The organism is Winogradskyella forsetii (genome assembly GCF_013394595.1).
In the GTDB taxonomy this organism is placed as follows: domain Bacteria; phylum Bacteroidota; class Bacteroidia; order Flavobacteriales; family Flavobacteriaceae; genus Winogradskyella; species Winogradskyella forsetii.
The window spans coordinates 3909373-3921544 of the sequence record NZ_CP053348.1 but is presented as its reverse complement, the minus strand read 5'-3'; the positions used below and the strand labels follow the sequence as shown (position 1 = coordinate 3921544).

9 protein-coding genes and 1 pseudogene are annotated in these 12172 nt (G+C 33.1%); 7 read left to right on the top strand and 3 right to left on the bottom strand.

Annotated elements, in window-relative coordinates:
• Positions 1-53 precede the first annotated feature (53 nt).
• Both HM987_RS16795 and HM987_RS19595 read left to right on the top strand, forming a co-directional pair.
• On the top strand, positions 54-1082 hold the full coding sequence (locus HM987_RS16795; protein ID WP_179009175.1) for a hypothetical protein: 1029 nt from the start codon (positions 54-56) through the stop codon (positions 1080-1082).
• A 292-nt stretch (positions 1083-1374) separates the two neighbouring features.
• Positions 1375-1476 (top strand): annotated as a pseudogene (locus HM987_RS19595) (DUF3109 family protein); the annotation flags it as partial.
• Positions 1477-1499: 23 nt separating this feature from the next.
• Here the strand turns inward: HM987_RS19595 and HM987_RS16790 are convergent.
• Both HM987_RS16790 and HM987_RS16785 read right to left on the bottom strand, forming a co-directional pair.
• On the bottom strand, positions 1500-3473 hold the full coding sequence (locus tag HM987_RS16790) for a tetratricopeptide repeat protein (RefSeq protein ID WP_179009174.1): 1974 nt from the start codon (positions 3471-3473) through the stop codon (positions 1500-1502).
• A gap of 3 nt (positions 3474-3476) precedes the next feature.
• Positions 3477-4211, bottom strand: a complete 735-nt coding sequence (locus HM987_RS16785) for a LytR/AlgR family response regulator transcription factor (protein WP_179009173.1) — start codon at positions 4209-4211, stop codon at positions 3477-3479.
• A gap of 822 nt (positions 4212-5033) precedes the next feature.
• Between HM987_RS16785 and HM987_RS16780 the strand changes: the two genes are divergently transcribed.
• The 4 genes from HM987_RS16780 (at position 5034) to HM987_RS16765 (ending at position 9876) form a co-directional block, all read left to right on the top strand.
• Positions 5034-6308, top strand: coding sequence for a ribonucleotide-diphosphate reductase subunit beta (locus HM987_RS16780; protein WP_179009172.1), 1275 nt, complete (start codon positions 5034-5036; stop codon positions 6306-6308).
• 3 nt (positions 6309-6311) lie between these two features.
• Entirely contained in the window at positions 6312-8111 is a 1800-nt protein-coding gene (locus HM987_RS16775) for a ribonucleoside-diphosphate reductase subunit alpha (RefSeq protein WP_179009171.1), read from the top strand.
• 484 nt (positions 8112-8595) lie between these two features.
• A complete protein-coding gene (locus tag HM987_RS16770) occupies positions 8596-9099 on the top strand; it encodes a zinc ribbon domain-containing protein (protein WP_179009170.1) in 504 nt (167 codons plus the stop codon).
• 18 nt (positions 9100-9117) lie between these two features.
• Positions 9118-9876, top strand: a complete 759-nt coding sequence (locus HM987_RS16765) for a CPBP family intramembrane glutamic endopeptidase (protein WP_179009169.1) — start codon at positions 9118-9120, stop codon at positions 9874-9876.
• Between the two features lie 98 nt (positions 9877-9974).
• On the opposite strand, the gene HM987_RS16760 is transcribed toward HM987_RS16765, so the two are convergent.
• Positions 9975-10829 (bottom strand): OmpA/MotB family protein, encoded by an 855-nt coding sequence (locus tag HM987_RS16760; protein ID WP_179009168.1) that lies wholly within the window; start codon positions 10827-10829, stop codon positions 9975-9977.
• 166 nt (positions 10830-10995) lie between these two features.
• On the opposite strand from HM987_RS16760, the gene chrA reads away from it, so the two are divergent.
• Complete coding sequence (gene chrA / locus HM987_RS16755; RefSeq protein ID WP_179009167.1) at positions 10996-12120, top strand: chromate efflux transporter; 1125 nt, start codon at positions 10996-10998, stop codon at positions 12118-12120.
• The last annotated feature ends 52 nt before the right edge of the window (positions 12121-12172 follow it).

Here is a 12172-nt window from a genome sequence, read left to right as displayed (position 1 = left end):
CTGATTATGTGCTGTATCTGTAAAGGTGACATTAATCTTTAAAAATAATAGATATGAAAACACAACTAAAACAAATCGCTTTTACACTACTAATTCTCTTTGCTTTTTCTTGTAGTAATGATAATGATAATGGACCAACACCAGTTATAACCGATGTTTATATAGCTGGCAGTGAATACAATGGTTTAAAGATGGTAGCCAAGTATTGGAAAAACGGCGAAGAAACACTATTAACAGATGGTACCAATGATGCACAGGCTATATCTATATATGTATCTGGCAATGATGTTTATGTAGCAGGTTTCGAAATTATTGGGCCCAATAGTGTTGCTAAATATTGGAAGAATGGCGTAGAAACAAATCTAACTAGTAGTGCTAATCATGCAAGTGCAAATTCAATTTTTGTCTCAGGAAACGATGTCTATGTTGCGGGCTATGTTACACCTTTAATTGGCGATCCAGAAGCTGTGATTTGGAAAAATGGAAATACGTCTTCTTTGCCTCAAAACTCGCCACCTTCTAATGTTAATTCAATTTTTGTATCAGGTTCTGATGTTTATGCAGCAGGTATTGTAACATCAAATGGTAATGAGCAATCAAAATTATGGATAAATAATACGGGTTCGTTAACTAATGGTACATCAATTGGTACAGCGTCTTCAGTATTTATTTCTGAAAACGACGTATTTGTTGCTAGTACTGAATTTAATGGTACTGTTGATGTCGCAACAATTTGGAAAAATTACGTAAAAACACCTTTAAGCACAGGAAATGATAACACCTATGCCAATTCGGTATATGTTTCTCAAGGTGATACATATGTGGTTGGTACCGAATATAGTGGTTCTTTTAAAGCCAAAATCTGGAAAAATGGTATAGAATCTTCTTTAACGGCTGCTACCGACTTTACCGTTGCTAAATCCGTATTTGTTATTGAAGATGATGTGTATGTGGCTGGGTTTAAAATTAACACTTCAACGTCAAACGAAGTGGCAACACTTTGGATTAATGGAATAGAAACACCTTTAGCAGATGAGGCTCAACCATCTTTCGCTAATTCAATTTTTGTAACTAGAAACTAATAAAGGGAGTTAGGGTATTTATTGGCCTAAATAGGGTTATAAGCATTGGAGCTGATATAACTAGTGAAGAGTATCCATTATTAACAAACTTTTGCGGTATAAGACCTCTTATGGTTTCAGATGGTTTCTGAGTTATATACATTGTAAATATTAATGCATTTAATCTAGGTTTTTTAGAGGTTATTGATTTGCCTTGTGCTTAATAGGAATAATAATATTAGATGGAAACAAAAAATAAAGTTTTTAAAAAGATTATAATGATAGGTGTTTAAGATTCCGTTTTTACTTTTTTAAAGTACCTATCTATAAATTTGTAAAAGAAACGTTGATTAGAAAATTTGGCGAAGATTGGTACGCTGAGTTGGAGAAGGTGGCTGAGAAACATAATCAATAAGCGCCAATATTAAGAATGCAATATCAGAAACTTCTGGTAGCTAAACTATGCATCTTAGGTCTTAGTTTAGTGGTCGGGATTTGCAAGGTTATTTTGGTACCACAAGGTTTGTCGTTCTCGTACAAATCTTCAATTTCCAAGGAATAAGAATTCTCGAATGCTTCTGAAAAATTAGCCAAGCGAGCTTTGGTAATGTCTATACCAACCGAATTCCGTTTTAATTTCTTTTGATCATTTATTTTTCGAGATGCTAACCGGCCAATACCATTATCTATAATCTCAACAGTTATAAAGTTTGGTGACTTTTTGCTGACTTTAAGGTCTATTTTTTTGTTTTCAGCTTTTGAGGATAAACCATGCCAAAGCGAGTTTTCTAAAAACGGCTGAAGCACCAAAGATGGGATTTTTGTAATCTCCATATTTATGGAAGGATCAACAGTGATATTAAAATCTATTTCGTTAGAAAAACGAATGTTTTCAATGTTCATATAAAGCTTCATGGTTTCAAGCTCGTCACTAAGCGAGGTCTCTTTTTCTTGGGAAGCCATTAATATCTTACGGATTAATTTTGAAAACTTATTGAGATAATAAACTGCATTGGTCTTATCATTATTTATGATATAGAGCTTTATGGAGTTTAAAGAGTTAAATATAAAATGGGGATTCATCTGGCTTCGCAGCATGTCTTGTTCCAAGGTCAAAATGTGCTTATCCCGTTTTAATGCTTTAGTTCTATTAAGTATAAAAAGGGCTATGCCCAAAACCACAAGGAGTAAAGAGGTGTAAAGTAAAATTTTCTTATTGCGCTCTAATCGCAATCGTACAGCTTCGTTTTCTAGAGCTAATGCTTTTATTTGGTTGTTCTTGTTTTCGTTTTCATATTCAATGGCAATATCGTTTACATATTGTAGATTTTGCTCGGTTAAAATCGTATTTTCAATCTCAACAGCCTTCTCGTAATATGCTAATGCGGCTTTATAATTTTCGTTTTTTTGGTTAACTTCAGATAATAATTTGCTCGATTCAGCAACAGATGATTTCAAATTATAAGAAGTGGCAATATTGAGTGCTTTTTTTAGGTGTTTTTCAGCAGATGTAAGTTGGTTCATTTCCAACTCCAATTGCCCAAGATTAAGATAGGAATCTGTGATATAGAACTGATCGTCTAAATGCAATGCCATGTCAAGGGCTTCGTTAATTTTTGGTTTCGCATCTTTGTACCGTTTTTGTTTGAGGTAAATTCCACCGATGCTGTTGTTGCAAATTACACGACCAATTTCGGAGTTGATCGCATTGTTATATTCCAGAGATTTTTCGTAGTTGGACAGAGCAACACTTAAGTTACCTTTAGCTTCTTCCGCATAACCAATATTATGATAATTAATAGCCAGTCCTAGTTTGTTATCTCCCTCTTTTTCAATTTTAAGCGACTTGTTAAATTGAATGATAGCAAAGTCGTATTGTTTTAAGGCCAAATAAATATTACCAATACTATTTTGTGATACCGCAATACTATGTTTTATCTCTTTTGAAGGATTTATTATAGCGTAGGCAGTTTTCAACGCTTCCGTATGATAATCGAGTGCGGGTTTAACGACGTCCATACGTCTGTAAGCCACACCAAGCATATTAAGACTAATGATTTTTAATTCATCGCTTTCGGCTTTTTCGGCATACGCTTTCGCTTTTTGATGAAGTCTTATGGATTGATCATAGTTAGAGAAATTTCGATGTGTAATACCCAATGCATTTAGAGCAAAACAAGCACCTTCATAATAATTACTGGCTTTTGAGAACTCCAGTAAGCGTTTCATCTTTAAACTATCACGTTCAAAAGGTTTAAAAACGGAGTCTATTGTATTGTATTGCTTCGGTTGATTTTTTTCTATATAGTTTAAGGTATTTTCAAAATCGGAAGTCTGTGTATAGGCGTTAGAAGCATAAAAAAAAACAATAATGCAAGAACATAGTAGCTTAGGTAGTAATAAAGGGCTCATCAACTATAATTTTTCTAAAAAATCTGATTTACGTTGTCTTGCGACTGGTATTTTTTGGTCGCTGTCCATAATAACATAACCTTCGTTTTTTATAAAGGCTTTTATTTTATTAAGATTAATGATATATGAATTATGAATTCTAAAAAAGTAATGCTCAGGTAATATGGCATCAACTTCTTTCAATTTTTTGGTCACAACAATTTTTTTGTGATTTTGCAAAAAGAGTGTGCTATAATTTCCGTCAGATTCAATATAGACAATATCGTCTACATCAAGGAAGAGTAACTTTCCGTCAGTATTAATGGTAATCTTCTTTTTGTCGAATTGCGAATTGAAGTTGGTGAGCATACGTTCCAGCTTCTGGGAGTTGACTGTACGGTCACTATATTTTTTAATTTTGGCAATGCTTTCCCTTAAATCGTCAGAATCTATAGGCTTTAAGAGATAATCTATGGCTTCGTGTTTCAGGGCTTTAATGGCATATTCATCGTAAGCAGTGGTAATTATAACCGCAAAATCGGTATTATTTAGCTGCTCTAAAAATTGAAAACCACCAATGGTTGGCATTTGAACATCCAAGAACAGACAATCTGGTGTATTGGAATCCAGAAATTTTAAAGCCTCATCCGGATTGGAAAAAGAAGCCATTACTTCTATCTCTTGGCTAAAATTGCTAAGCTCCCAGATGAGACTTTGGATGGCTTTTGGCTCATCGTCAACGATTACTGCTTTTAACATGCTTTTTAATTAAGGACTATAAATATATGTATATATTAAATATTTTGGGCTTAAATATGTGTGCAATGCATGGTTTTATGTATAGAATGCAGTACAAAATAATTCTAAAACCAAAATTTCCAATTACACACTTTTCATAACCAATTATACAATACCACATTGGAATCAGGGATTTAATACGGATATTTGAGTATTGAAATAAACCAAAAATAATGCAAATTGGGGGTTTGCTTTTTGGTTAATTGCTATTAATCAGCGAAGATTAGAATTTACCAAAATTCTAACTTTTAATTTCAGTGTTAATTTTTAATAAGTCATTTTTAGGCTACTTATTATTAATTTTAGTTAGTTATTAGGGAAAAAAGAGCGTTAAATAAACGCTCTTTTTTGTTTTATAATATAGCCTAAGTCTTTCTCTAATATCTTCAATAAAAACGGTTGTTAACCTTTTATTTAACAAGTTAAAACCTACATTAGTTATTTTATAAAAAATATATTAAGTATCTGTTTTTGAGGTGTTTATATATAATTTAGTCAAACGAACCATTTCATGGGCGTTACAAGGGTTTGTTAAAAACTTGTTGACAATGTTTATAACATTGTCTTTCTTTTTACTCGATGTTTTTCAATCTTTGTTGGAGGCAAAATAAAATTGATTTTTTGGTTTTTGATTCGAAAAATATCCGAAATCAATTTTAAGAATTCCGACATTTTATTCCTGTTTAGGAAAAAAAATATAACACGATTTACGCATTTATTAATGAAACTTTAGAATGATATAGCATTGTTCTAATGACTTTTTAGTCTTAAAATTAAAAACCTATGGAGATTACGCAGATTATTAAAAGAGATTATGAAACCAGTCCCTTTATTTTAAATAAAATTTCTAACGCCATTGAAAAAGCAATGCTCTCTGTAGGAAATGGAACTAAAGAAGATGCCAATACAATCTCCGTGAAGGTTTTACAGACCTTGTTAGAAAGAAAAGCAAAGGATCATAGATACCTGCCTACCGTAGAAGAGGTGCAAGATCTTGTAGAGGAAAAATTAATGGAAAGTTCTTTTCATGGTGTGGCAAAAGCCTACATATTATATAGAGACGAACAAGCCAGAAGTAGAAAAACAAATATTTTTGAAAAGCGAATTAACCTAAAACCTTATGAGTATCCGCAGCTTAATGAGTATGTAGATGCGATAAGACATTCGTACTGGATTCATTCAGAATTTAATTTCACAAGTGATATTCAGGATTTTAAAACAAGGTTGACTATTGTAGAGCAAAATGCCATTAAAAATACCATGCTTGCGATTTCACAAATTGAAGTGGCCGTAAAATCATTTTGGGGAGACATATACCATAAAATGCCAAAACCAGAAATAGGATCTGTTGGAGCAACATTCGCAGAAAGTGAAGTGCGTCATCATGATGCTTACTCGCACCTATTGGAAATATTAGGTCTTAATAACGAATTTAAGCACTTAAAGAAAAAGCCGGTAATAATGAGACGAGTTCATTATTTAGAAACCGCTTTAAAGAATGCCAAAAGTGAGGATAACAAAGAGTATGCAGAATCTATATTATTGTTTTCGCTTTTTATTGAGCATGTGTCTTTATTTTCCCAGTTTTTAATCATCATGGCTTTCAATAAGCACAAAAACATGTTAAAAGGTGTTTCTAATGTAGTTGAAGCAACTTCGAAAGAAGAACAAATCCATGGTGATTTTGGAATTGACGTTATTAGAATTATAAAGGAAGAAAACCCAACCTGGTTTGGTGAAGAACACAGCTTGTTGGTTAAGGAATTATGTGAGGAAGCTTTTAAATCGGAAAGTAAATTAATCGATTGGATTTTTGAAGCAGGAGAATTGGATTTCTTACCTAAGGATGTGATCAATGAATTTATAAAAAACAGATTCAATAATTCATTGGAAAGCATCGGTATCGAAAAAGTATTTGATGTAAATGAAACCTTATTAGAACAAACCGATTGGTTTGATGATGAAATTATAGGAACAAAACATGGAGATTTCTTCGTGAAACGTTCAATAAACTATGCAAAAAGACAAAAAAGTGTAACCGGAGACGACTTATTTTAAACCATGAACGAAAAAACTAACTTAGACCTCGAAAACAAAGTAGTAAACCCTCAAACTACAAAATCCTCAAATCACGATGAGCTAATTAAAGCCAGAAAAGAAGCGATTAAAGAAGCTAATACCGAACCAGAAATTAAATGGTTAACGGAGCATAGTCGTCAATTTTTAGCTTCTGGATATCTTACAGAAGATACCACACCTGAGGAACGCATCAGGGAAATTGCCAATAATGCCGAAAAAATATTAGGTATTGATGGTTTTGCAGACAAGTTTTATGGCTATATGGCAGAAGGCTATTTTTCATTAGCATCGCCTGTTTGGTCTAACTTTGGAAAAAAACGTGGCTTACCTATTAGTTGTTTTGGGTCTCACATTTCTGATGATATGGGAGATATCCTATACACACAATCTGAAGTGGGAATGATGTCTAAATTAGGTGGCGGAACTTCTGGTTACTTTGGTAAATTGCGTCATAGAGGAGCACCAGTAAAGAACAATGGAGAATCTTCTGGAGCTGTACATATTATGCAATTGTTTGAAAAAATGGTTGATGTGGTAAGTCAAGGTTCAGTGAGACGTGGCCGTTTCTCTCCATATTTACCAATTGAGCATAATGATATTCACGAATTTTTAGAAATAGGAACAGAAGGAAATCCAATTCAAGAGTTAACACATGGTGTTACCGTTGGAAACGAATGGATGCAAGAAATGATCGATGGTGATGCTGATAAAAGAGCTATTTGGGCAAAAGTTTTGCAACGTAGAGGCGAAATAGGATACCCATATATTTTCTTTAAGGATAATGCGAACAATTCAGCGCCAGATGTATATAGAGATAATAAGCACGAAATTTATGCTAGTAATTTGTGTTCTGAAATCATGTTGCCAACTAACGAAAGATGGTCATTTGTATGTGTGTTATCTTCCATCAACTTATTGCATTACGATAAGTGGAAAGATACAGATGCTGTTGAAACCATGGTGTATTTCCTCGATGCAGTTTTAGAAGAATTTATCACGAAACTTGAAGTGTATAGAGATTCTGCAGATCGTGATGATAGACAGACCTTCATGTTTATGGAGAAAGCCTATAACTTCGCTAAAGAAAATAGAGCTTTAGGTTTAGGCGCCTTAGGATGGCACTCCTTATTGCAATCAAAAATGGTAAGTTTTGATAGTAAGGAAGCATTTGATCTGAATAGTGAAATTTTTAAAACCATTAAAGATAAGTCCGTTAAGGCTTCAGAGGAATTAGCAAAATTATTTGGTGAGCCAGAAGTATTAAAAGGTTACGGAAGACGTAATACGACCTTAAATGCTGTGGCACCTACAACTTCGTCAGCGTTTATTTTAGGACAAGTATCACAAGGTATTGAACCAATTTGGTCTAATAGTTATGTAAAAGATATTGCGAAAATAAAAACAACGATTAAGAATCCTTTTTTAACAGCACTTTTAGAAGAAAAAGGAATGAACACCATTGAGGTTTGGAAAAGCATTAGAGATTATGATGGTTCAGTTCAACATTTAGAAGGTCTTACAGATCATGAAAAGGATGTGTTTAAAACCTATTCTGAGATTGATCAAATGACCATTATTTATCAAGCGGCGAATAGACAAAACCATATTGATCAAGCACAGTCATTAAATATTATGGTGCATCCAGATATGCCAGTTAAAGACATTAATAAAATTTATGTTACAGCATGGCAGTTAGGTGTGAAGTCATTGTATTACCAGCACAGTATGAACGCTGCACAGAAGTTTAAGCAGAAGAAGGAATGTGCGAGCTGTGAAGGCTAACCTATTTATTCCTTTGAAAAAAGGAATCTCAATTTTTATTTTTAAAAAAGCATCTTTTTCTAATTTGAAAAAGATGCTTTTTTCGTTTACCGACTTAGCGCTCGTCTCCGACGAGTGCTTTTTAAATATTCGTCTACGACGAATAAAAAAATTATCCAACAAACCCAACATCATTATTCTCCAATACCAAATGGTCATTTTCAATTTTCAGCTAAAACTTTGAAGTAATATTCTCTTGTAAATACATCAACCCAATAAACTACAGCAAAAGACACGATGTTTAAGCTAGGCTTGTTGTGAAATTTGTGTTTTCTACTCATTATAAAAGTTAAAAATTTTTAAAGAAATTTTATGGATTAAAATGTATATAACTAATAAGTGTAACAGCAATTTTTTTCAACACAACGAGTATTTTTATAACCTTAACTAAAATTATGTCTTTTTTTCTATATTGAGGCTTGTAACCAATCAAATACTCCAGAACATGGAAGAATTAAATTTGTCAGAAGTTGGGATAGCCCACTGTTCTAAATGTAACACAGCCATACTACAGGAAAATATATTTTGTCAGGAATGCGGGTTCCCTGAGAACGGAACAGAAAAGGACGTAGCTCAATTTCATGCCAGAAATGTGATGAAAAAGAATGAGCACATGGACGCTGACAAAAAAATAAAATCAGCCAGGAACGTGTTATATGTTATCGCAGGAATTACCATTTTGGCTGGACTTTTCTATTTTTTTAGAGATCAGGATATCGCCATACTCGTTACTAATGTGATACTGGGTATTATTTATTTAGTTTTAGGGTCTTGGACTTCAAAGAAACCACTAATTGCCATATTATTAGGTTTATTCTTATACTTAACGACCATTATCATTGCAGCAATTGTAGATCCTGCAACCATTATAAGAGGGATTATATTTAAGATTCTAATTATCGCTTATTTGGGCAAAGGTGTGTATTCTGCATCTTCTATAAAAAAGTAATCCAATGCCATTAACGCAATGATCTTTAGTTGTAAAAAGTGCCACGCTACCTTTGAGAGTGAAGTTAAGTTTTGTTCGAACTGTGGTGTTGAAATTCAGAAAAGTTCCATAGAAAATAGAGCCGAAACCTTAAATTTCATCATTATATTTTATGTAGTGTTTTTGGTTTATGCGGCGTCTTTTTACCTTATTTCTTCAGAATTAGAGCAAAGTCTTGCTTTAGATATTACATTCGAAAGTATTTTTGCGGTATTAGTTTTAGGCTTTTCAGTATTTGATTACAAAAGTATTTTTAAACTCTATAAACTGCCTAAAATTGATTGGAAAATAATAGTTTTCACAGTCATTTTTCCTCTATTTTCGGCATTTTCAGTTTATTTTTCTATCGACTATTTAAATGCTTATATTTTTGAAACTATAGACGACAATTATTACGAAGCTTATCTCTATTTAGATCAACCGTTATTATGGTCTATTCTCTTTATTGCCATCTTGCCTCCAATTTTTGAAGAATTAGCTTTTAGAGGCTTTTTGTTCAATCAATTGCAAAAGGTGGTTAGCGAAAAAGTAACGATAATTGGAACAGCTTTCATTTTTGCCTTAGTGCATTTTTCGTTTATTTCCTTGTTATGGATATTACCTTTCGGACTGATTTTAGGTTATATTAGAAGTAAATACAACACCTTGTGGTATGGTATAATAATTCACTTTATCCATAATTTTATTGTATTAATGATAGATTATTATTCGTACAATGCTGTGCTTCTTGAGTTTTAAATTTTCAAAATAAAGCATAAAAAAAAGCACCCAATGCCGAATTCTACGGGAGGATGCTTTTAGTTAAGTTTAGATCGATTTGTGATTTATTTGAAGTCTTATTCTGATGCTTCCATCATTGCAAAGAACTTATCAATATTTGGCATTAAAATAATACGTGTTCTTCTGTTCTTAGCGCGATTCTCCCAAGAGTCATTCTCTACTAAAGGTTGGTAGCTACTACGTCCTGAGGCTATTAATTGCTCTGGTGCAACGTTAAATTGATTTTGTAATTTTTTCACTACTGAAGTCGCACGTAATACGCTCAATTCCCAGTTGTCAGAAATTTTTTCAGTATTAATACTTCTAGAATCTGTATGGCCTTCTACCATAACGTCCAAGCTAGGCTCTGAATTAATAACGTCAGCTAGTTTTTTTAATATTTTATCAGCTTTATTACCAACTCTATAACTTGCTGTGCTAAATAGCATATCGTCGTCAATAGAAATCATAACAACCGTTTCGTTAATATCTACAACGATATCTTCATCTTCTTCGAGATCGCTAGTGTTTATAGCCTTGTTCAAATTGTACTGAACAGCTAAATTCATAGAATCTTTCAACGTTTTAGCATTTGCTAATTTTTCTGGATCGACGTTTTGTAATGTCGCACGCATATTTTCCTTGCTTGCTCCTGAGGCTACAGTGCCGTCTTTTGAAACTTGAAATTTTGCTTTGTTTTCTATAGTTAGGCCTTCGACGTCCTGGTTTAAGGATTGAATTTTAGAATTGTATTCATTTACGCGGGCTTCTATAACGGCGAATTTATTTTCTAACTCTTCTTTTTCTACTCTTGTTTTAGTAAGCTCACTTACAGTTTCTCCATGTTGTTGCTCTAAAGCCACGTATTTTTTCTTAGATACACAAGAACTTATAAGGACTGCTGTTACTAATAGGATTGAAATTTTCTTCATTTTTTAGTTTTTAATGATTAAGATTTAAAGTGATATATACGGTAAAAGTATAGAGTTGGACGTCTGAAAAATGGTTTATTTAATAATTTGTTTAACGCAAATAAGAATGCACAAGCGATTTTCTTCCTATTTTTAAATAACAATTCAACACTATTTAAGTTTTAATATGAATTCTAAATTAAAAGAAGTTGGGCTTGTTTTCTTTAAGTTGGGATGTTTCGCATTCGGTGGACCTGCAGCTCATATTGCCATGATGGAAGATGAAATTATTGAAAAAAGAAAATGGATGACTAGAGATTATTTTCTGGATTTGATAGGTACCACCAATTTGATTCCTGGACCCAATTCTACAGAAATGACCATGCATTGCGGTTACGAACGTGCAGGTAAGCCTGGTTTATTTGTGGCAGGTATAGCCTTTATTTTTCCTGCAACACTAATTACAGCATTATTGGCCTATCTCTATATAAAGTATGGCGAATTACCACAAGTGCAACCTTTTATATATGGTATAAAACCAGCAGTTTTAGCAATTATAGCTTCAGCAATACTAAAACTTGGTAAAAAAGCCTTAAAAAGTACTGAATTAATCATAATTGGCGTATTGGTTTTATTAGTAAGTCTTTTGGGTGTTAATGAGGTCGTAGCCTTGTTAAGTGCAGGTGTTTTGGGAATGCTTTATTTTTATTTCAAATCTAAAACAGGAATTAACCTAAATTCAATAGCACCTTTGCTTGTACCAATCGCTTTAAATACAACTATAGCTAAGCTATCAACGTTAAAACTCTTTTTTATTTTCCTAAAAGTTGGTGCTATACTTTATGGAAGTGGTTATGTGCTTTTTGCTTATTTGGATGCCGAATTGGTGACTCGCGGTTTGTTGACCAGAGCAGAATTAATCGATGCTATTGCGATTGGGCAATTTACACCAGGACCAGTATTGTCAACGTCCACCTTTATAGGCTATCAACTTTCTGGTTTCACTGGTGCTTTGGTGGCAACAGCTGGGATTTTTTTACCTTCCTTTTTGTTTGTTTTAATATTGAACCCGTTTATTCCCAAAATGCGAAACTCTAAACTATTGCGTCACTTTTTAGATGCCGTTAATGTAGCTGCAGTTGCCGTGATGCTAGCTGTGCTCCTAATTATGGCTAAGGAAACATTGATAGAATGGCAAAGCATAAGTATTGCAATTGTAGCTGTATTTTTAACTTTTAAAACTAAAATCAGTACGATTTGGACTATTGTAATTGGCGCAATTTTAGGGTTTCTGTTATTGACGATGATTTAGACTTTTTTGGAATAAAAAAAGCTTTGACTCTTATCTAAGAATCAAAGCTTTT

Coding starts and splice junctions, on each gene's coding strand:
- HM987_RS16790 (WP_179009174.1), bottom strand. CDS start 3,473: ATGAGCCCTTTATTACTACCTAAGCTACTATGTTCTTGCATTATTGTT.
- HM987_RS16785 (WP_179009173.1), bottom strand. CDS start 4,211: ATGTTAAAAGCAGTAATCGTTGACGATGAGCCAAAAGCCATCCAAAGT.
- HM987_RS16795 (WP_179009175.1), top strand. CDS start 54: ATGAAAACACAACTAAAACAAATCGCTTTTACACTACTAATTCTCTTT.
- HM987_RS16770 (WP_179009170.1), top strand. CDS start 8,596: ATGGAAGAATTAAATTTGTCAGAAGTTGGGATAGCCCACTGTTCTAAA.
- HM987_RS16780 (WP_179009172.1), top strand. CDS start 5,034: ATGGAGATTACGCAGATTATTAAAAGAGATTATGAAACCAGTCCCTTT.
- chrA (WP_179009167.1), top strand. CDS start 10,996: ATGAATTCTAAATTAAAAGAAGTTGGGCTTGTTTTCTTTAAGTTGGGA.
- HM987_RS16775 (WP_179009171.1), top strand. CDS start 6,312: ATGAACGAAAAAACTAACTTAGACCTCGAAAACAAAGTAGTAAACCCT.
- HM987_RS16760 (WP_179009168.1), bottom strand. CDS start 10,829: ATGAAGAAAATTTCAATCCTATTAGTAACAGCAGTCCTTATAAGTTCT.
- HM987_RS16765 (WP_179009169.1), top strand. CDS start 9,118: ATGATCTTTAGTTGTAAAAAGTGCCACGCTACCTTTGAGAGTGAAGTT.